This is a genomic window from Paraburkholderia sp. BR13439 (assembly GCF_040948805.1).
In the GTDB taxonomy this organism is placed as follows: domain Bacteria; phylum Pseudomonadota; class Gammaproteobacteria; order Burkholderiales; family Burkholderiaceae; genus Paraburkholderia; species Paraburkholderia youngii.
Window position 1 is genome coordinate 99182 of the sequence record NZ_JBFPKN010000019.1, and the last position, 25909, is coordinate 125090.

Annotated in this window: 20 protein-coding genes; 10 read left to right on the forward strand and 10 right to left on the reverse strand. The window is 65.8% G+C overall.

Annotated features, from left to right (window positions below; genetic code table 11):
* Window positions 1-72: 72 nt before the first annotated feature.
* The 5 genes from def to AB3X96_RS30855 form a co-directional block, all read right to left on the reverse strand.
* Window positions 73-606 carry a peptide deformylase gene (gene def / locus AB3X96_RS30835; protein WP_176108283.1) on the reverse strand — a complete coding sequence of 178 codons (534 nt, stop codon included), beginning with the start codon at window positions 604-606 and terminating at the stop codon, window positions 73-75.
* Window positions 606-2669, reverse strand: a complete 2064-nt coding sequence (gene ligA / locus AB3X96_RS30840) for an NAD-dependent DNA ligase LigA (protein ID WP_368592670.1) — start codon at window positions 2667-2669, stop codon at window positions 606-608. Before ligA ends, def begins: the two co-directional genes overlap by 1 nt.
* A 167-nt stretch (window positions 2670-2836) precedes the next feature.
* The gene (locus AB3X96_RS30845) at window positions 2837-4153 is read right to left on the reverse strand and encodes a cell division protein ZipA C-terminal FtsZ-binding domain-containing protein (protein ID WP_368592671.1); all 1317 of its coding nucleotides are present in this window, start codon (window positions 4151-4153) and stop codon (window positions 2837-2839) included.
* 113 nt (window positions 4154-4266) lie between these two features.
* Window positions 4267-7785: a chromosome segregation protein SMC gene (smc, locus tag AB3X96_RS30850; protein ID WP_368592672.1), complete on the reverse strand. Its 3519-nt coding sequence runs from the start codon at window positions 7783-7785 to the stop codon at window positions 4267-4269.
* 179 nt (window positions 7786-7964) lie between these two features.
* Window positions 7965-9014 (reverse strand): DMT family transporter, encoded by a 1050-nt coding sequence (locus tag AB3X96_RS30855; protein WP_368592673.1) that lies wholly within the window; start codon window positions 9012-9014, stop codon window positions 7965-7967.
* Between the two features lie 373 nt (window positions 9015-9387).
* On the opposite strand from AB3X96_RS30855, the gene dapC reads away from it, so the two are divergent.
* The 6 genes from dapC (at window position 9388) to cls (ending at window position 15799) form a co-directional block, all read left to right on the forward strand.
* Complete coding sequence (dapC, locus tag AB3X96_RS30860; RefSeq protein WP_368592674.1) at window positions 9388-10608, forward strand: succinyldiaminopimelate transaminase; 1221 nt, start codon at window positions 9388-9390, stop codon at window positions 10606-10608.
* Between the two features lie 62 nt (window positions 10609-10670).
* A complete protein-coding gene (dapD, locus tag AB3X96_RS30865; RefSeq protein WP_008923562.1) occupies window positions 10671-11498 on the forward strand; it encodes a 2,3,4,5-tetrahydropyridine-2,6-dicarboxylate N-succinyltransferase in 828 nt (275 codons plus the stop codon).
* Window positions 11498-11863 (forward strand): ArsC family reductase, encoded by a 366-nt coding sequence (locus tag AB3X96_RS30870; RefSeq protein ID WP_018435509.1) that lies wholly within the window; start codon window positions 11498-11500, stop codon window positions 11861-11863. The genes dapD and AB3X96_RS30870 overlap by 1 nt, the downstream gene beginning before the upstream one ends.
* Before the next feature lie 128 nt (window positions 11864-11991).
* Complete coding sequence (gene dapE, locus AB3X96_RS30875) at window positions 11992-13131, forward strand: succinyl-diaminopimelate desuccinylase (RefSeq protein WP_368592675.1); 1140 nt, start codon at window positions 11992-11994, stop codon at window positions 13129-13131.
* A gap of 14 nt (window positions 13132-13145) precedes the next feature.
* Window positions 13146-14030: a 50S ribosomal protein L3 N(5)-glutamine methyltransferase gene (prmB, locus tag AB3X96_RS30880; protein WP_368592676.1), complete on the forward strand. Its 885-nt coding sequence runs from the start codon at window positions 13146-13148 to the stop codon at window positions 14028-14030.
* A gap of 281 nt (window positions 14031-14311) precedes the next feature.
* Complete coding sequence (cls, locus tag AB3X96_RS30885; RefSeq protein WP_368592677.1) at window positions 14312-15799, forward strand: cardiolipin synthase; 1488 nt, start codon at window positions 14312-14314, stop codon at window positions 15797-15799.
* 11 nt (window positions 15800-15810) lie between these two features.
* On the opposite strand, the gene AB3X96_RS30890 is transcribed toward cls, so the two are convergent.
* Window positions 15811-16290 (reverse strand): glutathione peroxidase, encoded by a 480-nt coding sequence (locus AB3X96_RS30890; protein ID WP_013089718.1) that lies wholly within the window; start codon window positions 16288-16290, stop codon window positions 15811-15813.
* A gap of 166 nt (window positions 16291-16456) precedes the next feature.
* Here AB3X96_RS30890 and AB3X96_RS30895 point away from each other — a divergent pair, with 166 nt between their 5' ends.
* The gene (locus AB3X96_RS30895) at window positions 16457-18412 is read left to right on the forward strand and encodes an ATP-binding cassette domain-containing protein (protein ID WP_368592678.1); all 1956 of its coding nucleotides are present in this window, start codon (window positions 16457-16459) and stop codon (window positions 18410-18412) included.
* Window positions 18413-18536: 124 nt separating this feature from the next.
* Entirely contained in the window at window positions 18537-19592 is a 1056-nt protein-coding gene (locus AB3X96_RS30900) for a CaiB/BaiF CoA-transferase family protein (protein ID WP_176379204.1), read from the forward strand.
* Between the two features lie 10 nt (window positions 19593-19602).
* Here the strand turns inward: AB3X96_RS30900 and AB3X96_RS30905 are convergent, their stop codons facing one another.
* From AB3X96_RS30905 to alr, 3 genes are all read right to left on the reverse strand, one after another.
* The gene (locus tag AB3X96_RS30905; RefSeq protein WP_129961107.1) at window positions 19603-19881 is read right to left on the reverse strand and encodes a DUF2866 domain-containing protein; all 279 of its coding nucleotides are present in this window, start codon (window positions 19879-19881) and stop codon (window positions 19603-19605) included.
* Window positions 19882-20033: 152 nt separating this feature from the next.
* Window positions 20034-21410 carry a DNA repair protein RadA gene (gene radA, locus AB3X96_RS30910; protein WP_013089722.1) on the reverse strand — a complete coding sequence of 459 codons (1377 nt, stop codon included), beginning with the start codon at window positions 21408-21410 and terminating at the stop codon, window positions 20034-20036.
* 3 nt (window positions 21411-21413) lie between these two features.
* Window positions 21414-22484: an alanine racemase gene (gene alr / locus AB3X96_RS30915; RefSeq protein WP_368592679.1), complete on the reverse strand. Its 1071-nt coding sequence runs from the start codon at window positions 22482-22484 to the stop codon at window positions 21414-21416.
* A gap of 218 nt (window positions 22485-22702) precedes the next feature.
* Here alr and lplT point away from each other — a divergent pair, with 218 nt between their 5' ends.
* Both lplT and thiD read left to right on the forward strand, forming a co-directional pair.
* Window positions 22703-24010 (forward strand): lysophospholipid transporter LplT, encoded by a 1308-nt coding sequence (gene lplT, locus AB3X96_RS30920; protein WP_176108269.1) that lies wholly within the window; start codon window positions 22703-22705, stop codon window positions 24008-24010.
* Between the two features lie 64 nt (window positions 24011-24074).
* Window positions 24075-24881: a bifunctional hydroxymethylpyrimidine kinase/phosphomethylpyrimidine kinase gene (thiD, locus tag AB3X96_RS30925; RefSeq protein ID WP_368592680.1), complete on the forward strand. Its 807-nt coding sequence runs from the start codon at window positions 24075-24077 to the stop codon at window positions 24879-24881.
* Window positions 24882-24887: 6 nt separating this feature from the next.
* Here the strand turns inward: thiD and AB3X96_RS30930 are convergent, their stop codons facing one another.
* The gene (locus AB3X96_RS30930) at window positions 24888-25889 is read right to left on the reverse strand and encodes a DUF1853 family protein (protein ID WP_368592681.1); all 1002 of its coding nucleotides are present in this window, start codon (window positions 25887-25889) and stop codon (window positions 24888-24890) included.
* Window positions 25890-25909: the final 20 nt, after the last annotated feature.

Sequence of the window (25909 nt, forward strand, 5' to 3'; positions counted from 1 at the left end):
TCAGAGCGGGCGCATCGGCATAACAAAAAACCCACGCACTTAGGCGTGGGTTTTTTGTTGGCGGCAGCCATGTCAGTCGTCGCTATTCGGATCGAGATCGGGGAACAGGACCTCGGTAAAGCCGAACTTCGAGAAATCGGTAATCCGCATCGGATACAGCTTGCCGATCAGATGATCGCATTCGTGCTGCACGACCCGTGCATGAAAGCCCTCGGCGACCCGGTCGATCGGATTGCCGAACTGATCGAAGCCGTGATAGCGGATCATCGAAAACCGGCTCACCACGCCGCGCAATCCCGGCACCGACAGGCAGCCTTCCCAGCTCTCTTCCATGTCCTGCGACACCGGCGTAATGGTCGGATTGATCAGCACCGTCTCCGGCACCGGAGGCGCGTCCGGATAGCGCTCGTTCGAACCGAAGCCGAAAATCACCACCTGCAGATCGACGCCGATCTGCGGTGCCGCAAGACCCGCGCCATTCGCCGCGTGCATGGTCTCGAACATGTCTTCCACGAGCCGGTGCAGCTCGGGCGTGTCGAAGTGATCGACCGGCTCGGCGATTCGCAGCAGGCGCGGGTCGCCCATCTTCAGAATGTCGTGAATCATCAGTGCCCCTCCAGGAGCTTGCGCATACCATCTTCGTCGAGTACGGGGATGCCGAGTTCCTCGGCCTTCGCGAGTTTGCTGCCCGCGTCGGCGCCCGCCACCACGTAACTGGTTTTCTTCGAAACCGACCCGGCCACCTTCGCGCCGGCCCCTTCGAGCATTTCCTTCGCATCTTCGCGCGACAGGTTCGGCAGCGTACCGGTCAGCACGACCGTCTGGCCGGCCAGCACGCCCTGCGGCGCCTTCGGCGCGGGCGGCCCCTCGGGCCACGTGACTCTGCCCGGCGCGCGCAGCTGCTCGATCACCGTGCGGTTGTGGTCCTCGGCGAAGAACTGGTGGATCGATTCGGCGACGACCGGTCCCACATCGTTGACTTCGAGCAGCGCTTCCAGCGACGCATCCATGATCGGATCGAGCGAGCCGAAGTGCTTCGCAAGATCCTTCGCGGTCGATTCGCCGACATGGCGAATCCCCAGCGCGTAGATAAAGCGCGCGAGCGTCGTGTGCTTGGCTTTTTCGAGCGAGTCGAGCAGGTTCTGCGCCGATTTATCGGCGAAGCGGTCGAGCTCCGCGAGCGTCGCGAAGCCGAGATTGAACAGATCGGCCGGCGTGCGGACCAGGTTCTGCTCGACCAGCTGATCGATGATCTTCTCGCCGAGGCCGTCGATATCGAGCGCGCGGCGCTGCGCGAAGTGCCACAGTGCCTGCTTGCGCTGCGCCGGACAGAAGAGCCCGCCCGTGCAGCGGGCAATCGCCTCGTCCGGCAGCCGCTCGATCGCCGAGCCGCACACCGGGCACTGCGTCGGCATCACGAACTCGCGAGCGTCGGCCGGACGACGCTCGAGCAGCGCGCTGACCACCTCCGGAATCACGTCGCCGGCGCGCCGCACGATTACCGTGTCGCCGATGCGGATGTCCTTGCGGCGCACCTCGTCTTCGTTGTGCAAGGTCGCGTTCGTGACCGTCGCGCCGCCGACGAACACCGGCTCCAGCCGCGCGACCGGCGTGATCGCGCCGGTGCGGCCGACCTGCACGTCGATCGCCACGAGCTTCGTCAGCGCTTCCTGCGCGGGGAATTTGTGCGCGAGCGCGAAGCGCGGCGCGCGCGACACGAAGCCGAGCCGGTCCTGCTCGTCGCGCCGGTTGACCTTGTAGACGACGCCGTCGATGTCGTACGGTAGCCTGTCGCGCTTCTCGCCGACCGCGTGGAAGAAGCCGAGCAGGCCTTCGGCGCCCTGCACGACCGCGCGCTCGCCATTGACCGGCAAGCCCAATTCCTTGTACCAGTCGAGCAGTTCGCTATGCGTGGCCGGCATCTCGATGCCGTCGAGCACACCGATCCCATAGGCGAAAAACGACAGCGGCCGCTGCGCGGTGATCTTCGAATCGAGCTGGCGCAAGCTGCCCGCCGCCGCGTTGCGCGGATTTGCGAATTCGCGCTGTTCGGCGGCGCGCTGACGTTCGTTCAGCCGCTCGAAATCGCGCTTGAACATCAGCACTTCGCCGCGCACGTCGAGCACGTGCGGCACGCGCTTGCCCTTCAGCTTCAGCGGAATCGACCGGATCGTGCGGACGTTTTCGGTGACGTTCTCGCCAGTCGTGCCGTCGCCGCGCGTGGACGCCTGCACGAACACGCCGTCGACGTAGCGCAGCGAGATCGCGAGACCGTCGAATTTCAGCTCGGCCGCGTAATCGACGGGGACCGGCGGCTCGACCGCGTTGTTGCCGAGCGCGTCGCCGATGCGCTTGTCGAACGCGACGATGTCTTCGTCGGCGAAACCGTTGTTCAGCGACAGCATCGGCTGATCGTGCACGACCGGCTCGAAACCGCTCGCGGCCTCACCGCCGACACGCTGCGTCGGCGAATCGGGCACGATCAGATCCGGATGCTCGGTCTCGATGCGCTCCAGCTCCTTGAACAGCTTGTCGTACTCGGCATCCGGCAGATCCGGCTGATCGAGCACGTAGTACGCGTAGTTCGCGCGTTCGAGTTCCGCGCGCAACCACGCGGCCCGTTCGGCCGGAGCGCTGGTTGCGGAAGAAGGGACGGAGGATCGGGCCATGCTGTCGGAAGCTTCTAGAGATGAAAGTCGGACATCGGATTATCGCAGGAAGCGTGCCCCTTTACATCGGTGAATACCGCGCAAGCCGTGCTGCAATACAAGCCGGAAACGACGACGGCCGCACATCGTGCGGCCGTCGTCAAAACGCGTAGAACGCTGAAATGGACTTACTGGCTGAACAGGCGCCGCGTGGCCGGCGAACCCGCCGGAATGCCCGCCTGTTCGAGCTTCGCGTACAGCGTCATCAACTGTTTTTCGATCGCGAGCAGCGCGCTTTCGGGCAACGGCCGGCGGCCGTCGTCGACCACGCGTCCGCCGATACGCTCGGCCAGCGACTTCGCGTAATCGCACATCAGACGGAACGGCAGAATGTCTTCGTCGGCGACCGGCACGTCGAGCACCAGCGTGATCATCTCGCCGCCTTTATACGTGAGGTCGTCGCGCAGGAAGTTGGTGTCGCCGAACTGCAGCATGAATACCGGGTTTTGCCGCGAGTCGAGCTTGACGAAGCGCGTGCCGTCACGCGACAGCAGCAGACCGTCCTGCGACGCGACCGCCTGCACGTAGTTGGCCGACCACGGTGCGCCGTCCGACAGCACGTTGATCGACAGCTGCGCGTCGCACTGGGCGGCAAAGCCATCGAGCTCGCGCGCCATCGCGACGGTTTCGAGCATGTCGGGGAATTCCGGCGCGGCGTCGAGCGCGTCGGCGAACTGCTGCACGCCGGTCACGAACTCGGAAAATTCGAGCTCGTTGAGCGCGCCGCTGCGGTTCGCGAGCTGCGCGGCCGCGCGCAGTTCTTCGTAACGCGTGCCGTTCTGCAGCAGCTCCCATGCGCCGCCGCCTTCGGGCTTGCCTTCGATATGCACGGGCTTGCTGCCCGCGCGACGCAAGCGCTGCGCGAGCGGCAGCACCTTGTCGCCGGCCACGGGTCCGTTCAGCCGGATCGGCACGATACAGTCGATGCGCCGGTCGACGATGGCCGGTGGCGCCGACGAGATCGTCGTGGCGGCCGGCAGGATCGGTTCGACCCGCTCGTGCTCGGCGGGCGCCGGCTGGGCCGCGGGCGCTTCGGCCGCGGGTCGCTCCACGTCGGCGTCCGAAGCCGCCGCATGCTCGCCTTCGCCGGCGGTATCGGAATCCGCCAACGGATAACCGTTCGGCGACGTCATCTCGGCCTGGATATCAGCCGGCGTATCGAGCGGCGCCGCGCCCGCGCCGAACGTCGGCTCGACGCGCGCGGCGCTCGGGTGCGCGGTCGCCTCGGCGCTCACGCTGGGCTCGCGCCGCGTGGTCGGCCGGGCCGGCTCGATGAACGGGCTCTGCTCCTCATGCTCGTCCCGCGCGAGGCTCTCGGCGGTGTCGGCCGGCATCGGCCGCGGCATCTTGCGACGCACCTTCGCGCCCTGCCACGCGTTGTACACGACCACGCCCCCCACCACCACGGCACCCGCGCCGATCAAACCGAGTGTCAACTCGTCCATGCATGCTCCATCAGCAATTCTTCCATCCACGCGGGCGTGTCGTCCGCTCCACGTACCGCGCGGCTCTCCTCGAGGCCGCTGCGCTGGATGCGGATGCCCGCGAAGGCGTTAACTCAAACGATATTCTGGGCGAAACCCGCCGCCGTTTCCATGTCGACCGCAACGATCCGCGAGACGCCCTGCTCCTGCATCGTCACGCCGATCAGCTGCTGCGCCATCTCCATCGCGATCTTGTTGTGCGAGATGAACAGGAACTGGGTTTTGTCCGACATCGCCCGGACCAGATTCGCGAAGCGTTCGGTGTTGGCGTCGTCGAGTGGCGCGTCCACCTCGTCGAGCAGACAGAATGGCGCCGGATTCAGCTGGAACATCGCGAACACGAGCGCGGTCGCGGTCAGCGCTTTCTCGCCGCCCGACAGCAGGTGAATCGTCGAATTCTTCTTGCCCGGCGGCTGCGCCATCACCTGCACGCCGGCGTCGAGGATTTCGTCGCCGGTCATGATCAGTTTCGCCTGGCCGCCACCGAAGAGACGCGGGAACAGTTCGCCGAAATGACGGTTCACTTCATCGAACGTGCTTTGCAGCAGCGTGCGCGTTTCGGCGTCGATCTTGCGGATCGCGTCTTCGAGCGTTTCGATCGCGCTCGTCAGGTCGGCCGACTGCGAATCGAGGAAGCTCTTGCGCTCGGTCGCGGCCTTCAGCTCGTCGAGCGCGGCCATGTTGACCGGCCCGAGAGCGATGATCGCGTTGTTGATGCGCGTGACTTCCCCCTGCAGGTACGACGGCTTCATGTCCGGCGTCAGCTTCGCTTGCAGCTCGGCTTCATCGACCCCGGCCGCGGTCAATTGCTCGACGAACTGCTCGCCGTTGATGCGCGCGGCCTGCTCCTTCAACTGCAATTCGTTGATGCGGTCGCGCAGCGGCTGCAGCGCGCGCTCGGCGGTGAGGCGCGTTTCGTCGGCCGAGCGCAGCTTCGCGGTCAGGTCGTCGAGCTCGACGCGCGCGGCGCGCAGCGCCTCTTCCTTGACGGCGCGGATATCGAGCGCGTCCTGCAGACCGGTGTGCGCGGTCTGTTCGTTGATCGTTTCGAGCTCGGCGCGCGCGTCTTCGAGCGAGCCCGCGACGCGCTCGCTCTGCTCGTGCGCGACCTGGATGCTGCGCTTCAATTCGTCGATGCGGTTTGCCATGTTGCGCGCGGCAAAGCGCGCGTCGGTGGCGGCGCGGTCGAGGTCGCGTGCTTCGCCGCGGGCGGTCGTCAGTTCTTCGTCGAGTGCTTCGAAGGCGAGCTGATGGTCTTCGAAGCGCGCCTGCAGTTCGGCAAGCTCGCCGTCGTGACGCTCGAAGTTCGCTTCCGATTCCGCGCGCAGCGCACGCTGCTCGTCGACCTGGGCGGCGATCTCTTCGAGTTCCTCGCGAATCTGTGTGCTGCGCTGTGTGTAGCGCTCGTGCGCCTGGGCGAGCTTCAGCACGTCCATCTGCAACGCGTGGACCCGCTGCGTCGCGCGTTCGGCTTGCTGACGCATTTCGGCGAGCGCCTGCGCGGCTTGCGTGTGCGCGGCTTCGGCGCGGATCGCGGCGGCCTTCGCCTCGTCGGCGAGCAGCGCCTGCGCACGCACCTGGCGGCCGAGATCTTCGATTTCCTGCTGACGGGCGAGCATGCCGGCCTGTTCGGAATCGGCCGCGTACAGTTGCACGCCGACGCGCGTGACCACGTGCCCCGCCTTCACCACGAATGCGCCGCCCTCGGGCAGCTGCGCGCGCATCGAAAGCGCCTGCTGCAGATCGTCGGCGACGAACGCAAGGCCGAGCCAGTCGGTCAGCACCGCGCGGATACCCGCGTCCTCGATGCGCACGAGCGACAAAAGCGAGCGCAGCGCGCCGGCGGACGGGGCCGGCTGACCGGCCGCGGGCGGTGCGTAGAACGCGAGCTTGGCGGGGGGCGCGTCGGTCGCGAACGCCTTGACCCAGTCGAGATTCGACACTTCGAGCGCGGCGAGGCGCTCGCGCAGCACCGCTTCGAGCGCGGCTTCCCAACCGGCCTCGACATGCAGCTTTTTCCACAGACGCGGCAGGCTGCCGAGCTCGTGCTTGTCGAGCCACGGCTGGATCTTGCCCTCGGTCTGCACGTTTTCCTGCAACTGCTTCAGCGCGGCGAGGCGCGCGTCGAGCTGATGGATCTGCGCGCTTTCGGCCTGCACGCGCTCCTGCGCGGCGCGGCGTTCGCCGTCGAGCCGCGGCAGCGCTTCCTGCGCATCGGCGAGGCGCGCCTGTGCGTCGTGAAGGATTTCCTCGTGCTCGGCGAGCTGCATGCGCAACTCCTCGAGCTGCGCTTCGTCGGGCGCGTCGAGGCCGCCCTCTTCCGATTTCAGCCGCTCCTGGCGCTGCTGCAGTTGCTGCAATTGCTGATCGGCATTGCGCTGATGCGCGGCTTCAAGCTTCAGCGCCTGCTCGGTCTGCGCGATGCCGGCGCGCTCGGTGTTCAGCTCCGCCTGCGCGTCGCGCCAGCGCGCTTCGAGCGCGGGCAGCGCGTCGTGCTTAGCGGCGGCGTTCTCTTCGGCCAGCACGGCTTTTTCTTCGGCGACGGCCAGTTGCTCTTCGGCGTCGGCGATATCGTCCTGCGCCTTGTCAGCCTGCGATTGCCACTGTTCGCGCTGCGCGGTCAGCGCGGCGATCTGCGCCTGCACGCGGTTGCGAGATTCGACGATGAAGCGGATCTCGGCTTCCAGCCGGCTCACTTCCGCGTTCGCCTCGTACAGCGCGCCCTGCGCGCCCTGCATCGCGTCGCTCGCCGAGTAATGCGCGACGCGCAGCGTTTCGAGTTCCGCCTCGACTTCGCGCAGCTTCGCGGTTTGCGCCTCGAGGTCGATCTGCGCCTGTTCGATCGCGCGTTGCTGACGCTGCTGCTCGCCAGCCGCTTCGTTCTTGCGCAATAGCCACAGCAGACGCTGCTTTTCCTCGCCATCGCTTTGCAGCTCGCGATAACGCGTCGCGACGACCGCCTGCCCCTCCAGCTTCTCGAGATTCGTGCCGAGCTCGCGGATGATGTCCTCGACGCGCGTCAGGTTCTCGCGCGTGTCGTGCAGACGGTTCTCGGTCTCGCGGCGGCGTTCCTTGTACTTCGACACGCCGGCGGCTTCTTCGAGGAACACGCGCAGCTCTTCGGGCTTCGCCTCGATCAGCCGCGCGATCATGCCCTGCCCGATGATCGCGTACGCACGCGGACCCAGGCCGGTGCCGAGGAAGATGTCCTGGATGTCGCGGCGGCGCGCCGGCAGATTGTTGATGTAGTAGCTCGAGGTGCCGTCGCGCGTCAGCACGCGCTTCACGGCGATCTCCGCATACTGGCCCCACTGGCCGGCGGCGCGGCCGTCCGCGTTGTCGAACACGAGTTCGACGCTCGCGCGGCTGCCGGGCTTGCGGGCGGTCGAGCCGTTGAAGATCACGTCCTGCATCGACTCGCCGCGCAATTCAGAGGCGCGCGATTCGCCGAGCACCCAGCGCACGGCGTCGATGATGTTGGATTTGCCGCACCCGTTCGGACCGACCACGCCAACCAGCTGGCCTGGGACCTGGAAATGCGTGGGATCGACGAAGGATTTGAAGCCAGCGAGTTTGATCGAGGTGAGCCGCACGGCGATTTCGCTGTTTGAAAAGAGAGTGTGATAGGTGGCTCGCGAGGTTGCGCCAGTCGTTCACCGCCGAGGCGGGACGGCCCCACGCAACCTCGCGAGCCTTCGCAATTTGTTGCCGGCTGCGTGCGCCCATGCACATCGGAGGCACAGGTGCGCATGCGCCGGCTAATGAGGGGGAATCATACCATCGCGCGTGGACGATTCTTACCGCCCTTTCGGTGGTCGTCGCTATCGCCGTCACGGCCGTGTTCGTTACCGCGTTGCTCACCGCACGGGCCACCGCGTCCATCGTCGCCGCTCGGCCCGTCCGTGTCGCCGATGGCCGGATCGGGGGGCGCCGTCCTCGTCCGATGCACCCAGCTCGACAACGCCGATGCGAGCACGATGCACGCGCCGCCGGCCCATTCGCGCGGCCCCGGTACTTCGCCGGCGAACAGCCACGCCGACAGCGCCGTCACGACCAGCTCGAACAGCATGATGATCGAAGCGCGATTGGCCGGCACGCGCGAGAGCCCGTACTGCACCAGCATATTGTTCGACGCGAGCAGCAGACCGAGACCGAGCACCAGCAGCGCCGCGGTATCCAGATGCGCGCCGGTGGGCGGCGCGGGCATCGGCTCGATGAGCGACGCGAGCGCGCCGAACAGCGCCGCACCGCCGAAGACCACCGCGGTGCGCATTTCGGGCTTCATGTCCGGCAGCACGCGGCTCGTCTTCAGGATCAGCACATTGCTCATCGCGAAGCCCATGCCGCCGGCGAGCCCGGCCCATTCGGCGGGATTGCCGGGCACCGGAATGCCGAGCCGCGGCGACCACAGCATCGTCATCGCGCCCGCGAGCGACAGCGCGGCCAGCGCCGCGCCCGACCACGTGAGCCTCTCATGCAGGATGAAATGCGCGAACAGCGCGGTCCACGCGGGCGTCAGATAGAACAGCAGCAGCACGCGCATCACCTGACCGTGGATCGCGCCCCACACGAAGCCGAGATTCGTGACGCCGGCGGCCAGCGCGAGCGCCGGCAGCAGCCAGTGCCATCGCACGGTCTTCAGCGCGCGATGCCGCACGAGCAGCACGAACAGGCAGCCGGTGCCGCTCGTCAGCGCGCTCGCTGCGGTGCCGGTCACGCCGAGCGCGGCGAGCACGCGCAGCGGGTACCAGACCATCCCCCAGACCGACGCGCCCAGCATGATCGCGAGCGTCGGCCAGCCGTTGCGAAGCCAGTTGGTCATGCGGCCGGACTCCGACGGGCGCCGTGGGTGGGTCGGATGAGGGTCCAGCCGGCCGTGTGCTGCTCTGCTGCGTACATTGCTGCTCCTGCAAATTCTTTTACGCGAACCGTAGGGGATTCGCGCCGTTCCCGCCGCGGCGCGCCGGTGCGCCGCCTCGCGGATTGCTGCCGCGCCGCGCGGCAACCTCCCGCTTGGCCCGCGGGCTTGCCACGCTATAATCGTCCGTTCGCCGCCGCTGGTGGCCGGCTCGCCGCCGGCCAGTCCATCGCGCGCAGGGACGCCGATTCATGTTTGATGCACCGACGCCCGCCGGCGCGCGTGCCCGGTCGTCCCGACTTTCATCCGCGTCCATTCCGATCAGGCCAACTCGTCCGTGAATCCGCTACTCGACTCCCTTCAGCCCTATCCGTTCGAAAAGCTGCGCCTGCTTTTCAAGGACGTCACGCCGCCGGCCGGCCTCGCGCATATCAGCTTCGGCATAGGCGAGCCGAAACATCCGACGCCGCCGCTGATCCGCGACGCCGTCATCGCTTCGCTCGGCGGCCTCGCTGCCTATCCGGCCACGCTTGGCTCGGCGCCGCTGCGTGAATCGATCGCGAAGTGGGTCACGCAACGCTACAACCTGCCGCCGCTCGATCCGCTGACCGAGGTGCTGCCGGTGTCCGGTTCGCGCGAGGCGCTGTTCGCGCTCGCGCAGACGGTGCTGAACCCGCGCCGGGATGCCGACGGAGAGCCTGCGATCGTACTCTGTCCGAACCCGTTCTACCAAATCTACGAAGGCGCGGCGCTGCTCGGCGGCGCCCAGCCGTACTTCGTCAACAGCGACCCGGCGCGCAACTTCGCGTGCGACTACTCGGCGGTACCCGCCGAAGTCTGGGCGCGCACGCAACTGCTGTACGTCTGCTCGCCGGGCAACCCGACCGGCGCCGTGCTCACGCTCGACGACTGGCGCGAACTGTTCGCGCTGTCGGACCGCTACGGCTTCGTGATCGCGTCGGACGAGTGCTACTCGGAAATCTATTTCGATGAGTCGAAGCCGCCGCTCGGCGGTCTCGAAGCGGCCCACCAGCTCGGCCGCGGCTTCGAGCGCCTCGTGATGCTGTCGAGCCTGTCGAAGCGCTCGAACGTGCCGGGTATGCGCTCGGGCTTCGTCGCCGGCGACGCGTCGATTCTGACGTCGTTCCTGCTGTATCGCACGTACCACGGCGCGGCGCTCTCCACCGTGTACCAGAGCGCGAGCGTGGTCGCGTGGAGCGACGAGACGCACGTGCGCGAGAACCGCGCGAAGTACCTGCAGAAGTTCACCACCGTCACGCCGATGCTCGCCGACGTGCTCGACGTGCGCCTGCCCGACGCCGCGTTCTACCTGTGGGCCAATGTCGAGCGCACCGGCCTCACGGACACCGAGTTCGCCCAGCGCCTCTACGCCGACTATAATGTGACGGTTCTGCCGGGCTCGTTCCTCGCGCGCACCGCGCACGGCGTGAACCCCGGCCGCAATTTCGTGCGCCTCGCGCTCGTCGCCGACGTCGACGAATGCACGGCAGGCGCGCAGCGGATCGTCGAATTCTGCCGGTCTCTCGCTGCGGCTTGAGCCGCACCCGAGCCGCACCGCATCCCCGTCTCCAGACTTCAACCCTTCAGAAAATCACGCATATGTCGCAACAACTTCAGAGCATCATCGATACCGCCTGGGACAACCGCGCCGAGCTGTCGCCGAAAGCCGCGCCGGCCGAAGTGCGCGAAGCCGTCGCCCACGCGATCGAGCAACTCGATAAGGGCGCGCTGCGCGTCGCCGAAAAGAAGGACGGCGACTGGGTCGTCAACCAGTGGCTGAAGAAGGCCGTGCTGCTGTCGTTCCGTCTGGAAGACAACGCGCCGATGCCGGCCGGCGGCTACAGCCAGTTCTACGACAAGGTGCCGTCGAAGTTCGCCAACTACACCGCTGAAGACTTCGCCGCCGGCGGCTTCCGCGTGGTGCCGCCCGCGATCGCGCGCCGCGGCTCGTTCATCGCGAAGAATGTCGTGCTGATGCCGTCGTACACCAACATCGGCGCGTACGTCGACGAAGGCACGATGGTCGACACGTGGGCCACCGTCGGCTCGTGCGCGCAGATCGGCAAGAACGTGCACCTGTCGGGCGGCGTCGGCATCGGCGGCGTGCTGGAGCCGCTGCAGGCGAACCCCGTCATCATCGAAGACAACTGCTTCATCGGCGCGCGCTCGGAAGTCGTCGAAGGCGTGATCGTCGAGGAAAACTCGGTGATCTCGATGGGCGTGTACCTCGGCCAGAGCACCAAGATTTACGACCGCGAAACCGGCGAAGTCACGTACGGCCGCATTCCGGCGGGCTCGGTCGTGGTAGCGGGCAACCTGCCGTCGAAGGACGGCACGCACAGCCTGTACTGCGCGGTCATCGTCAAGAAGGTCGACGCGAAAACGCGCGCGAAGGTCGGCCTGAACGAGTTGCTGCGAGGCGACTGATGGCGCGCGGCACCAAAACCGTCGTCTACGGCATTCCGAACTGCGACACCGTGAAGAAGGCACGTGTGTGGCTCGAAGAGCACGGCGTCGAGTTCGAGTTTCACGACTTCAAGAAGGCCGGCGTGACCGAGCCGCTCGTGCAGGACTGGCTCAAGGACGTCAAGCTCGACGCGCTGCTGAACCGCCGCGGCACGACGTGGCGCGCGCTGTCCGACGACATGAAGGCGGCCGCTGAAACGCAGCCGGGCGCGATCGCACTGATGATCCACAAGCCGTCGGTGATCAAGCGGCCCGTGCTGGTCGTGAACGGGCGCGTGAAGTCGCTCGGTTTTTCCGCCGACGAGTACGCGGCGCTGTTTGCCTGAGCGCCAGACTCAGGCACAAGGCAGTAAGACGCGCGGCCTCGCGTCGCGTCGTTCAAAGGCTGTTGCCGGCTGCGGTGGCTCACCGCGAGCCGGCATTTTTTCATTTCAAAGTGGCTTGTACTGAATCCATGTCCGGCACCCTCGCCCTTACCGAACAACTGATCGCGCGCGCGTCCGTGACGCCTGACGACCAGCATTGCCAGCGTCTGTTGATCGAGCGCCTGGCCGCGCTCGGCTTCGAACACGAGACGATCGAATCCAACGGCGTGACCAACCTGTGGGCCGTCAAGCGCGGCGTCGACGGCACCGCGGGCAAGCTGCTCGCGTTCGCCGGTCACACCGACGTGGTGCCGACCGGCCCGCTCGAACAATGGCACTCGGCGCCGTTCGAGCCGACCCAGCGCGACGGCAAGCTGTACGGCCGCGGCGCGGCGGACATGAAGGCATCGATCGCCGGCTTCGTCGTCGCGAGCGAGGAGTTCGTCGCGGCCAACCCTCGGCACCGCGGCTCGATCGCGTTCCTGATCACGAGCGACGAGGAAGGTCCCGCCACCGACGGCACCGTCAAGGTCGTCGAAGCATTGCAGGAGCGCGGTGAGCGCATGGACTACTGCATCGTGGGCGAGCCGACGTCGAGCGAGCGGTTCGGCGACATGGTCAAGAACGGCCGGCGCGGGTCGATGTCGGGCAAGCTGATCGTCAAGGGCGTGCAAGGCCATATCGCTTATCCGCATCTGGCGAAGAATCCGGTGCACCTGCTCGCGCCCGCGCTCGCCGAACTCGTCGCCGAGCGCTGGGACGAAGGCAACGAATATTTCCCGCCGACCACCTGGCAGGTGTCGAACCTCCACAGCGGCGCCGGCGCGACCAACGTGATCCCCGGCCATGCTGACGTGATGTTCAACTTCCGCTTCTCGACCGCGAGCACCGTCGAAGGCCTGCAAAAACGCGTGCATGCGATTCTCGACAAACACGGCCTCGAATACGAACTGCATTGGACCGTGAGCGGCCTGCCGTTTCTCACCGCGCGGGGCGAGCTGTCGAGCGCGCTCGCGCAGGCGATCAAGGACGAGACCGGCGTGGACACCGAGCTGTCGACCACCGGCGGCACGTCGGACGGCCGCTTCATCGCGCGCATCTGCAAGCAGGTGATCGAGTTCGGTCCGCTTAACGCGAGCATCCACAAGATCGACGAACATATCGAAGTCGCCCATATCGAGCCGCTGAAGAACGTGTATCGTCGCGTGCTCGAACAACTGATCGCATAACCAGGAACCTTGCGATGACGCTTCCTTTTTGCACCGTCCGCGACCTGCTGCGTTATGCAGTGTCGCGTTTTAGCGAGGCCAAGCTGTCTTTCGGCCACGGCTCGGCCAATGCCTACGACGAAGCCGCCTATCTGATCCTGCACACGCTGCACCTGCCGCTCGACCTGCTCGAGCCGTTTCTCGATGCGCGCCTGACCACGGCCGAAATCGAGGCGGTGCTGAACGTGATCGAGCGACGCGCGGCCGAACGTGTGCCGGCCGCGTACATCACGCAGGAAGCGTGGATGCACGGCTATCACTTTTACGTCGACGAGCGCGTGATCGTGCCGCGCTCGTTCATCGGCGAGCTGCTGCAGGACGGCCTGCAGCCGTACGTCGAGGACCCCGAGCAGGTCGGCGCGGTGCTCGAGCTGTGCACCGGCTCCGGTTGTCTCGCGATCCTCGCCGCCCACGCGTTCCCGAACGCCGACGTCGACGCGGTCGATCTGTCCGCGCCCGCGCTCGAAGTCGCGACGCGCAACGTGCTCGACTACCACCTCGACGACCGCATCGCGCTGTTCGAAGGCGATCTGTACGCGCCGCTCGCCGAGCGCCGCTACGACGTGATCATCAGCAACCCGCCGTACGTAAACGCGAAGTCGATGCAGGAGTTGCCGGCCGAATACAAGCACGAGCCGGAGATGGCACTCGCGGGTGGCGCGGACGGCATGGACATCGTGCGCCGGATCATTGCCGACGCGCGCAACTGGCTGACCGAAGACGGCGTGCTCGTCATCGAGATCGGCAATGAACGCGAGCACGTCGAGGCGGCGTTCGGCGGTCTGGACCTCGTGTGGCTGTCCACCAGCGCCGGCGACGACAACGTGTTCCTGATTCAGGCCAGCGACTTGCCGGTCTGAGTGCGGCGTGCTGTCCGTTTGATCGCGCGACGCGCGCGGCGCCGCTTGCAGCGGATTTCGCAAGTGACGCGCGCGCCGCGCGCCGCAGCACACACGGTTTATTCGTACGAGTTTTTGCGCTATTTTTTAGCGCGGGTTTTTAGCCCGTTTTTGGCGCTTTCCAAGGCGCCGCAGCCGCAGTCTGAATTCGTTGCCCGACGCGTTCGCCGCAGACCACGAAGCGAGCCTGTGCCCGCCTCCGTTTCCTGAATCACGGCGCTTCGCCAACTGTTCGCGAGCTTATGACATTCGACCTGCTTCACGTCGGCCCGCTGGTTCTCCTTGCCCACATTCTCGGCATCATCGCGGCTGCTCACGCGATCCTCCATACCCGCACCTCGCAAGGGGCGATCGCGTGGGCCGTGTCGCTCGTCGCAATGCCTTATCTGACGCTTGTGCCCTACCTGTTCCTTGGCCGCAGCAAGTTCGCCGGCTACGCGGACGCGCGCCGCGTCGAGAACGAGCTGCTGCGCACACGCGCGCATCCGCAGTTGTGGGACACGCACGCGTCGTCGGCCGGGGTGCCGACGCAGCAGCTCGGCTCGCGGCTCGTGCAGTCGCTGACCCGCCTTGGCGGCATGCCATTCCTGCCCGGCAATACCGTGCGCACACTGATCAACGGCACGGCGACTTTCGAGGCGATCTTCGACGCGATCCAGAACGCGCGCCGCTATGTAATCGTGCAGTTCTTCATCGTGCGCGCCGACGCGCTCGGCGACATGCTGAAAGACGCGCTGATCGCGAAAGCGCAACAAGGCGTGCGCGTGTACTTTCTGTATGACAGCATCGGCAGCTTCGATCTGCCGCACCGCTACGTCGCGGCACTGCGCGCGGCCGGCATCGAGATGCAGCCGTTCGCGACGAACCGCCGCTTCGTCAACCGTCTGCAACTGAACTTCCGCAATCACCGCAAGATCGTGGCGGTCGACGGCGAGCGCGCGTTTATTGGCGGTCACAACGTAGGCGTCGAATATCTGGGCGCGAAGCCGCCGCTGTCGCCGTGGCGCGATACGCACATCGAGGTGCGCGGCCCGGCGGTCGCCAGCATCCAGTTCGTTTTTATCGAGGACTGGTACTGGGCCACGCAGCAGTTGCCCGAGTTCGACCTGCCGGCCGCCGAATCAGCCGTCCCATCCGTCGAACAGCACGACGCCCACGACACCATCGAACGCCCCGCTAACAACATGCACTGCATCGTGCTGCCGAGCGGCCCGGCCGACAAACAGGAGACCTGCTCGCTGTTTTTCGTCGAAGCGATCAACGCGGCGCGCGAGCGGATCTGGATCACGACGCCCTACCTCGTGCCCGACGAGGCGGTGTTCGCCGCGCTGCGGCTCGCGGCGCTGCGGGGCGTCGACGTGCGCATCCTGATTCCGAGCCGGCGCGATCACCGCGTGGTGTTCGCGGCGTCGAAGCTATACGCATACGACTCGCTACGCGCGGGCATTCGCATCTTCCGCTATCAGCCGGGTTTCCTGCACCAGAAGGTCGTACTGATCGACAGCAACGCGGCCGCGATCGGCAGCGCCAACCTCGACAACCGCTCGTTCCGTCTGAACTTCGAGATCATGGTGCTGACCGTCGACCGCGGCTTCGCGCTCGAAGTCGAAACGATGCTGCTCGACGACTTCGCCGAGTCGCGCGAAATCGACCGCGACGAGTACCGCAAGTCGAACGCGCTGCGACGCATGCTGATGCACGTCGCGCGGCTCTTTTCGCCGATCCTGTAAAAGCGCTCCTGTTACAGCAGCGCTTCGATATCCTCGGTGATCGCCTCGGGCTTCGTCAGCGGCGCATAGCGCTTGACCACGTTGCCGTCGCGGCCAATCAGAAACTTCGTGAAATTCCACTTGATCGCTTCGAGGCCGAGCAGCCCCGGTGCTTCGATCGTCAGGTAACGGAATAGCGGGTGCGCATTCGGGCCGTTCACGTCGATCTTGTCGAACATCGGGAACGTCACGCCGTAGTTCTTCTCGCAGAAGCTGCCGATCTGCGCGGCGTCGCCCGGCTCCTGCTTGCCGAACTGATTGCACGGAAAGCCGAGCACCGCGAGCCCGCGCGCCGCATAGGCGTCGTACAGCTTCTGCAAGCCTGCGTACTGCGGCGTGAACCCGCATTCGCTCGCGGTATTGACGATCAGCATCACCTTGCCTTGGTACTTCGCGAGACTCGCTTCCTCGCCGCCGAGCGTGCGTGCCGAAAACGAATAGATCGATGTCATGTGCCCTCCCGTGAAAGCCGTCAGTCTATGCCAAAAGCGCTGCCGATACAGTCAGCCGAATGGCCGATGGCGGCTGCGCTCGATGTGACAGCCGGGCGATCGGCGCCGCGCGCCCGGCAACCCGCCGGGCAGTCTAAAATAGCGGTTTTCTTCAGCCGGCCACGTCGTGATCCGCTTCAATCAGTTCAGCCTCGCGCGCGGCACCAAGCCGCTTTTCGAAAACACCACGTTCACGTTGAACCCCGGTGAAAAAGCCGGCCTCGTCGGGGCGAACGGCGCCGGCAAGTCGACGCTGTTCGCCGTGCTGCGCGGCGAGCTGCATGCGGACGGCGGCGATTTCTCGATCCCGCCGACCTGGCGCATCGCCCACGTCGCGCAGGAAACCCCCGCCGTCGACAAAACCGCGCTCGCCTACACGCTCGACGGCGACGCCGCGCTGCGCGACATCGAGGCGCGCATCGCTTCGGCCTCCGCGGCGCACGACGGCGCGGCCGAAGCCGAAGCCCACGCCGCGTTCGCCGACGCCGACGGCTACACCGCGCCGGCTCGCGCCGAAGCGTTGCTGCTCGGCCTCGGCTTCACGCTCGACCAGACCCGTGAGCCGGTCACGAGCTTCTCGGGCGGCTGGCGCATGCGGCTGAATCTCGCGCAGGCGCTGATGTGCCGCTCCGACCTGCTGCTGCTCGACGAACCGACCAACCACCTCGACCTCGACGCGATCGTCTGGCTCGAAGACTGGCTCAATCGCTATGCCGGCACGCTGATCGTGATCTCGCACGACCGCGAGTTTCTCGATTCCGTCTGCAATGTCACGCTGCATCTCGAGAACCAGCAGATCAAGCGCTACGGCGGCAACTACTCGCAATTCGAAGTGCTGCGCGCGCAGCAGATCGCGCTGCAACAGAGCGCGTACGAAAAGCAGCAGCGCACGGTCGCGCATCTGCAGAGCTACATCAACCGCTTCAAGGCACAGGCCACCAAGGCGCGTCAGGCGCAAAGCCGGGTGAAGGCGCTCGAGAAGATGGAGCTGATCGCGCCCGCGCACGTCGCGTCGCCGTTCACGTTCGAGTTCCGTACGCCCGACTCCGCGCCGAATCCGATGATGGTGATGGAAGACGTGCGCTGTGGCTATCACGCCGAAGACGGCAGCGAGATTCCGATCGTCGAGCGCGTGATGCTGTCGATCCAGAACGGTCAGCGCATCGGCCTGCTGGGCGCGAACGGCCAGGGCAAATCCACACTGATCAAAACGCTCGCGGGCACGCTCCAACCGTTGAGCGGCCACGTGCGCGAAGGCAAGGGTTTGCGCATCGGCTACTTCGCGCAGCATCAGCTCGAAACGCTGCGCCCGGACGACACGCCGTTGCAGCACCTCGCGCGCCTCGCACCCGACACCCGCGAGCAGGAGCTGCGCGACTTCCTCGGCAGCTTCAACTTTTCCGGCGACATGGCGACCGCGAAGATCGCGCCGTTCTCGGGCGGCGAGAAGGCACGCCTCGCGCTTGCGCTGATCATCTGGCAGAAGCCGAACCTGCTGCTGCTCGACGAGCCGACCAACCACCTCGATCTCGAAACGCGCCACGCGCTGACGATGGCGCTCGCGCAATTCGAAGGCACGCTGATTCTGGTGTCGCACGACCGCCATCTGCTGCGCGCGACGACCGATCAGTTCATGCTGGTCGCCAAGCATCGTTTGCAGGAATTCGACGGCGATCTCGACGACTATCGCGACTGGCTGCTGCAGCATGCGGCCGAACAGCGCGCGGCGTTGAAGGCGAATGCTTCCGGTGCGTCGGACGCAGCGTCCAGCGGCGCGGCAAATGGCGACGGCAACGTCAATCGCAAGGAGCAGCGTCGCCTCGAAGCGGAAACGCGGCAGAAGCTCGCGCATCTGAAGAAGCCGCTGCAAAGCCGTATTGCGAAGATCGAAAAGGAAATGGACGCGCTCAACGCGGAGAAGACGACGCTCGATACGTTCGTCGCCGATCCCGCGAGTTATGAGCCGGAGCAGAAGAACAAACTGACGGAGGCGATCCGCCGTCAGGCAGACGTGAACGCGCGCCTCGATACGCTCGAAGCCGAATGGCTCGAGACGCACGAGGAACTCGAACAGATCGGCTAGCGGCACGCAACGGCCGGGCCGCGCCGGCATCCACGGGAGCTTGGCTTTGTCATTTGCGAACTCGTCGTCCGCGTCATCGGTGTCTGGACCCGCAGCTGCAACGGCAACCGAGGTGCCGCCACCGTTGCAAGGACTCCGCGTGCTCGACCTCACGCGCCTCTTGCCGGGGCCGGCGGCCGCGCTGCGTCTCGCCGAGCTCGGCGCCGATGTGCTGAAGATCGAGGCGCCCGGCGCGGGCGACCCGACGCGCACGATGATGCAATCGTCGAGCGATCGTGTCGCGGGCCGGCCCGGTGCGTTTTACCGGATGGTCAATCGCGGCAAGCGCGAGACGCGCCTCGACCTCAAATCCGAAGCGGGACGCAACGTGCTGCGCGCGCTCGCGGCCGAAGCCGACGTGCTGATCGAGAGCTTCCGGCCCGGCGTGATGGAGCGACTCGGCCTGGGTTACGCGACGCTCAGCGCAGCCAATCCGCGGCTCGTCTATTGCGCGATCAGCGGATATGGCGCAAGCGGTCCATTTGCGGACCATGCCGGTCACGACCTGAACTACATCGGCTATGCGGGCGTGCTCGATCAACTGGCAAGCCGCGACGGTGCGCCGATCCTGCCGAACTTCCAGATCGCCGATCTGCTCGGTGGCGCCTTGAGCGCGGTCACGCAGATTCTCGCCGCGCTCTGGCATGTCGCGCGAGGCGGCGCGGGCCGCTTCGTCGATGTATCGATGACGCACACGAGCTATGCGCACAACTTCGTCGCGCAGGTCTCGCTGCTCAACGAAGGGGCGGCGCCCGCCGCGGGCAGTGGTCTGTTGAATGGCGGCGTGCCCTGCTACAACCTGTACCGCACGAGCGATGAGCGCTGGCTCGCGGTCGGCGCGCTCGAATTGAAGTTCTGGGAAACGCTGTGCATGGCGCTCGACCGGCCCGAATGGGCGACGCGTCACTGGAGCCTGGGGCAGGCGATCGGCGGTCCCGATGCCTTGGCGCTCATCCGGGAACTCGCTGAGGTGATCGCGACGCGCACGCTCGGCGAATGGGTGGAATCGTTGGAATCGCTCGATTGCTGCGTGTCGCCGGTGCTCACGCCCGCTGAAGCGGCGCAGCATCCGCTGTTCAATCCGCACGCGTATGCGGCGGTGGCCGCGAGCGCCGCCGACTCAGACGACGACGGGGCCTGAACCGCCACCGTCAACGCCGCGTCGCCGTCTGTCGCGGCAACGTTTGACGCGGCGATTTCTCGTCGTCGTACAGCAAGTGCTTGCGACCTTCCACATGGCGGCTGATCGTGGCGCGCACTTCGGCGGCTGTCACGTCTTCGGCCACCACCCGCCGCGAGATCTGCCCGGCGGTGTCGATCCACTCGACGATTCGGCAAGCGCCGCCCCAAGGCTGATGAATCGGTGCGGAGACCCGGCAGCCGCGCACCTGGATGTGGTGGTCGGCAGCGGTTTCATGTGACTGTTTCAAAGCGCGATCCTTTTTCGAGCATCAGAAGGGATGCATATCGTTACAGCTTAGGAAAAAGGCATGGCGGCCAGGTTACAGCCAATATGGCGATATTTACAGGGCATTACGGACCGCAAGCGCACAAAGTACCGGCGAGCCGTCCCCGCCCCCGTCTATTCGAGCGTGCGGACGCGGTCGATGGCCTGTTCGATCCGTTCGACCGCAACGACCTGTAAGCCTTCGATCGGCTGTTTCGGTGCATTGGCCTTCGGAATCACCGCCACCGAGAAGCCGAGCTTGGCCGCTTCCTTCAGGCGTTCCTGACCGCGCGGCGACGGCCGGATTTCGCCGGCGAGGCCGACTTCGCCGAACACGACGAGCCCTTTCGGCAGCGGCTTGTTGCGCATCGACGAATGAATCGCGAGCAGTACCGAGAGGTCTGCGGCGGGCTCGGAGATCTTCACGCCGCCCACCGCGTTCAGGAACACGTCCTGATCGAAACAGGCGATGCCCGCGTGCCGATGCAGCACCGCGAGCAGCATCGCGAGCCGGTTCTGTTCGAGGCCGACCGCGAGGCGGCGCGGATTCGGCGCGTTGGCCGAATCGACGAGCGCCTGCACTTCGACAAGCAACGGCCGCGTGCCCTCCTGCGTGACGAGCACGCAGGACCCCGGCACCGACTGTTCGTGCTGCGACAAAAACAATGCCGACGGATTCGCGACGCCGCGCAAACCACGCTCGGTCATCGCGAACACGCCGAGCTCGTTGACCGCGCCGAAGCGGTTCTTGATCGCGCGCACGAGACGGTACGACGAGTGCGTATCCCCTTCGAAATACAGCACCGTATCGACGATATGTTCGAGCACGCGCGGCCCAGCAAGCGCGCCCTCTTTCGTCACGTGCCCGACCATGATGATCGTGGTGCCCGACTGCTTGGCGATGCGCGTGAGTTGCGCGGCGCACTCGCGCACTTGCGCAACCGAGCCTGGCGCCGATGTCAAAGCATCCGAATAGACGGTCTGGATCGAATCGATCACGGCGACTTCGGGCCGTTGCTCGGTGATCGTCGCCTGAATTTTCTCGAGCTGGATTTCCGCGAGCAATTGTAGTTCGCTCGCCTTCGAGCCAGGTTCGAGCAGTGCGAGCCGTTGCGCGCGCAACGCGATCTGCGCGCCCGATTCTTCGCCGCTGATATAGAGCGCGCGCTTGTCCGCGGCGATTTCCGCGAGCGACTGCAACAGCAGCGTCGATTTACCGATGCCCGGATCGCCGCCAATCAGCACCACGCCGCCCGGCACGAGGCCGCCGCCGAGCACGCGGTCGAATTCGCTGACGCCGGTGGAAAAGCGCGGTACGTCCGACGCGTCGATGTCGGCGAGGCGCCGCACTGGTGTGCTCTTCGCAAGCGACTGGAAACGGTGACCGGACGGCGCCTCGGCGACCGATTCGACGAGCGTGTTCCACGCCTGGCAGGACGGGCATTGACCGGACCACTTCGGCGACTGTCCGCCGCATTCGCCGCAGATGTACAACGTCTTCGCTTTCGCCACGCGTTACTCCGCCCGAACCGGCACACGCGGCGCGACCGCGCACATCAGCTCGTAGCCGATCGTGCCGCAGGCTTGCGCGACGTCGTCGATGGGCAGCGCGGTACCCCACAGTTCCACGCGCGAGCCGACGTTGGCGGTCGGCACCGGGGTCAGGTCGACGGTCAGCATGTCCATCGACACACGTCCAACGATCCGCGTGCGCACGCCATCGACGATCACCGGCGTGCCTTCCGGCGCGACGCGCGGATAGCCATCCGCGTAACCGCACGCAACCACGCCGATGCGCATCGGCCCGCGCGCGGTGAACGTGGACCCGTAGCCGACCGAACTGCCTTCGGCGAGCGTTTGCACGGCGATCAGTTCCGACGCGAGCGTCATCGCGGCCTGCAGGCCGGTGCCGTCGATCGCGGCCGTCACGCCGGACGGCGACGCGCCGTACAGGATGATGCCGGGACGCACCCAGTCGAAATGCGCTTCTGGATGCCACAGCGTCGCGGCCGAATTCGACAGGCTGCGCGCACCGGCGATGCCCTGCGCGCCGCGCTCGAACGCCTCCATCTGATGAGCAATGCCGCGCTCGCCATCGGCATCCGAAAAATGCGTCATCAACGTGATCTGGCCGACCCCTGGGCAGGCGCGCGCGCGTTCCCATGCGGCACGGAATTTTTCGACCGTATAGCCGAGCCGGTTCATGCCGGTGTTCATCTTCAACTGAATATTGACCGGTTTCGACAGGCGCGCCATTTCGAGCATGCGCAGCTGCTCGTCACAATGCAGCGCCGTGGTCAAGCTGTAGCGGTCGATTACGTCGATGTCGGTCGGCCGAAAAAAGCCTTCCAGCAGAAGAATTGGGCCTGCCCAGCCCAATTCACGCAACTTCACCGCTTCTTCGAGGTCCAGCAACCCAAAGCCGTCCGTCGCGCGCAATCCGGGAAACACGCGCGCGAGGCCATGCCCGTAGGCATTAGCCTTGACGACGGCCCAGATTTTCGATTTCGGCGCATAGCGCCGCGCGACTGCGAGGTTATTGGCGAGAGCAGCGGTATGAATCGTGGCGGAAAGGGGGCGCGGCATGGGATTTTTTCGAAAAGACACTTGCGAATCAGCGGCTTACAAGGCGTTTTCAGCGCTCTGCGGCCCGCTGGGCGGTGCGATCAAGGATTCTGCTAGTCTGAATCCATCTATTTTCATGATATAAAGCCGTGCGCACAACCCATTTCGATCGGCATAAGCCCGGACGCATAACAAACGGCCGGGGCGGACGGACCGCAGCGAGGACAGCATCGCATCAGATGAAAAAAGGCTTTTACACCATCATGGCCGCGCAGTTTTTTTCGTCGCTGGCCGACAATGCGCTTCTGATCGCTGCTATCGCACTGCTGAAAGATCTTCACGCTCCGAACTGGATGACGCCGCTGCTCAAGCTGTTTTTTGTGCTGTCGTACGTCGTTCTTGCCGCCTTCGTCGGCGCATTCGCCGACTCCCGTCCGAAAGGACGCGTGATGTTCATCACCAATACGATCAAGGTGGTCGGCTGCATCACGATGCTGGTCGGCGCGCATCCGCTGATTGCGTACGGCATCGTCGGCTTCGGCGCGGCGGCCTACTCGCCCGCCAAATACGGCATTCTCACCGAACTGTTGCCGCCTGACCGGCTGGTCGCCGCGAACGGCTGGATCGAAGGCACCACGGTCGGCTCCATCATTCTCGGCACGGTCCTCGGCGGCGCGCTGATCAGCCCGCACATCGCCGCGCCGATTCTCAAATGGCACGTCCCCACCGTGAACACGCCTGCGGAAGCCGCGATGCTCGTGATCATGGGCATTTACGTGGTCGCCGCGCTATTCAATCTGCGCATTCCCGACACCGGCGCGCGCTATCCGCGCCAGGAACACGGTCCGATCCGTCTGATCACCGATTTCGCCGACTGCTTTCTCGTGCTGTGGCGTGACAAGCTCGGACAGATTTCGCTCGCTGTGACGACGTTGTTCTGGGGCGCGGGCGCGACGCTGCAATTCATCGTGCTGAAATGGGCCGAGGTGTCGTTGGGCATGTCGCTGTCCGAGGCGGCGATCCTGCAGGCGGTGGTCGCGGTGGGCGTCGCGGGCGGCGCGATTTTTGCGGCTTCGCGTGTGCCGTTGAAGAAGTCGCTGTCGGTCTTGCCGGTCGGCATCATGATGGGTATCTCCGTGATGCTGATGGCGTTTTATACGCGCGATCTGTTTCCCCCGCACTGGGGCATTTATTTTGGCCGCATGCACGTGTCGGGCTACCTGATCTTCGCGTATATCTTCCTGATGTTCGTGGGCGGCCTGTCGGGCTTTTTCGTCGTGCCGATGAATGCGCTGCTGCAGCATCGCGGGCACGTGCTGCTGTCGGCAGGCCATTCGATCGCCGTGCAGAACTTCAACGAGAATCTGTCCGTGCTCGTGATGCTGTGCCTGTACGCGGTGCTCGTGTGGCTCGACGTGCCGGTTACCGTCGTGATCGTGCTGTTCGGCACCTTCGTGTGCGTGATGATGTGGCTCGTCATGCGACGCCACCAGGCGAACCAGCGCGCGTTCGATTCGGTCGCGCTGATCGGCGAAGCCAAGCACTGATCAACCGCGCCGGGCCGGCCGCGACACGCACGAGCGCGCCCTTCTTCTTCTTCCTCGCTCGACCATGACTCAAACGATTCCCAATGTGCTGACGATCGCCGGTTCCGATTCCGGCGGCGGCGCCGGCATCCAGGCCGATCTGAAGGCCTTCTCCGCGCTCCGCGCCTATGGCGCGAGCGTGATCACCGCGCTGACCGCGCAGAACACGCGCGGCGTGACCGCGATCCACGCGCCGGACCCGGGGTTCATCACCGCGCAACTCGACGCGGTGTTCGACGACATCCGCATCGACGCGGTGAAGATCGGCATGCTCGCGAACGCGCCGATCGCGCGCGCGGTTGCCGACGCGCTGCGCCGTCACCGGCCCAAACACATCGTGCTCGACACGGTGATGATCTCGAAGAGCAATCACGCGCTATTGCTGCCCGATGCGGTCGCGGTGGTTCGCGACGAACTGCTGCCGCTCGCCGATCTGCTGACGCCGAATCTGCCGGAAGCGGCCGCGTTGCTCGGCACGCAGCCCGCCACCGGCGAAGCCGGCATGGTCGAGCAAGGCGAAGCGCTGCGTGGGCTCGGCGCGCGCGCGGTGCTGATGAAGGGCGGCCATCTGAGCGCGACCGATAGCCCCGACTGGCTCGTGCAGGAAAGCGGCACGCTGCGTCTCGGCGGTCCGCGCGTGCCGGTGAAGAACACGCATGGAACTGGCTGCACGTTGTCGTCGGCGATCGCGGCGTTGATTCCGCAGCGCGACGATCTCGCTAGCGCCGTGGCCGATGCCAAGGTTTATCTAACCGGTGCGCTGCAGGCGAGCGAGCGGCTCGACGTCGGCCACGGCGTGGGGCCGGTGCATCACTTTCATCGGTGGTGGTGAGCGACGCTATTGCTTCGCGTAACGCCGCGCGTGCTCGGGCCAGTCGTCGGGCACGATAAAGCCGCGCGAGCGCTCGAGCAGACGTCCCGTGTTGTCTTCGATGAATCCGGCAACCATCGTCGGGCCGTATTGCGGTGAGATTCGAGCGGCGAGCGCGGTTGCGTCGACATAGCTCGAGTCGTCCGCGCCGGCTTGCATTCGATACTGCGGCGCGAGCCATTCGAGCCGCGGCAACAGCCGCCACTTGTGCGTGTGCGCGCACTCGAAAGCCGGCCAGTCGCGATGCGTAACCCACCAGCCGCGGCCATGCGCGGGATCGAGTTCGGCAGAATCGGTGGGCGTGGCGCCATGCCGGTAAAACAGCCAGCCTTTGACGAACATCTGCGGCGTCCACGCGCCCGTATAGCCCGTCGTTGCAAATTCCTCGCGTGCGCTGAGCGGCAACTGATGATCGAGCAGATGCGCGAGCTTCAGGTCGAAGCGGTCCTTCAGATTGGGGCCGACATAATCGGCGAGACGCACCCCCTCTGCCCCATTCGGATCGCCCGCATGCAGATAGCACTTCACCGCGAGTTCCCAATGCAGTCGCGCGCCCTCGCGTGTGCGCACGAGGAAATCGCATTCACCGAGCGTGCGGCCCGCGTGCCGTAGCGGCACACCCGCTGCGATAAGTTGCGTGCCCGGCCCATGACGAAGGAAAAAGCCCAGCAGGCGTTCGGCGTAGCGGCCAAGACGCGTGATGCGCGTTGCCGCGAGATCCTGATGCAGAGGTTCTGGAGTGGCATCGAGCGCGTGCAGCCAGTCGAGCGTGGCCTGCAATTCCTGCGGTGTGTCGAATGGATCGGCGAGCGCGCCCGCGGGAGGCTGAGGGCGCAACAGATCGGGACTCAGCAGCAGCCAGGCGAGATCGCGGACGGCGGGATCGCGCAGCGCATCGACTGAAGCATCGTCACGCAAACCCAGCAACGTATCTAGAAGCGCCGCGCGGCTGACAGACGCGGCGGACATGCGCGCCGCCGGTCCCTCGG

Bases quoted from the DNA above. Each gene is read 5' to 3' on its own strand.
- def (WP_176108283.1), bottom strand. From the start codon at position 606: ATGATTCACGACATTCTGAAGATGGGCGACCCGCGCCTGCTGCGAATC.
- ligA (WP_368592670.1), bottom strand. From the start codon at position 2,669: ATGGCCCGATCCTCCGTCCCTTCTTCCGCAACCAGCGCTCCGGCCGAA.
- AB3X96_RS30845 (WP_368592671.1), bottom strand. From the start codon at position 4,153: ATGGACGAGTTGACACTCGGTTTGATCGGCGCGGGTGCCGTGGTGGTG.
- AB3X96_RS30855 (WP_368592673.1), bottom strand. From the start codon at position 9,014: ATGACCAACTGGCTTCGCAACGGCTGGCCGACGCTCGCGATCATGCTG.
- dapD (WP_008923562.1), top strand. From the start codon at position 10,671: ATGTCGCAACAACTTCAGAGCATCATCGATACCGCCTGGGACAACCGC.
- AB3X96_RS30870 (WP_018435509.1), top strand. From the start codon at position 11,498: ATGGCGCGCGGCACCAAAACCGTCGTCTACGGCATTCCGAACTGCGAC.
- dapE (WP_368592675.1), top strand. From the start codon at position 11,992: ATGTCCGGCACCCTCGCCCTTACCGAACAACTGATCGCGCGCGCGTCC.
- prmB (WP_368592676.1), top strand. From the start codon at position 13,146: ATGACGCTTCCTTTTTGCACCGTCCGCGACCTGCTGCGTTATGCAGTG.
- cls (WP_368592677.1), top strand. From the start codon at position 14,312: ATGACATTCGACCTGCTTCACGTCGGCCCGCTGGTTCTCCTTGCCCAC.
- AB3X96_RS30890 (WP_013089718.1), bottom strand. From the start codon at position 16,290: ATGACATCGATCTATTCGTTTTCGGCACGCACGCTCGGCGGCGAGGAA.
- alr (WP_368592679.1), bottom strand. From the start codon at position 22,484: ATGCCGCGCCCCCTTTCCGCCACGATTCATACCGCTGCTCTCGCCAAT.
- lplT (WP_176108269.1), top strand. From the start codon at position 22,703: ATGAAAAAAGGCTTTTACACCATCATGGCCGCGCAGTTTTTTTCGTCG.
- thiD (WP_368592680.1), top strand. From the start codon at position 24,075: ATGACTCAAACGATTCCCAATGTGCTGACGATCGCCGGTTCCGATTCC.
- AB3X96_RS30930 (WP_368592681.1), bottom strand. From the start codon at position 25,889: ATGTCCGCCGCGTCTGTCAGCCGCGCGGCGCTTCTAGATACGTTGCTG.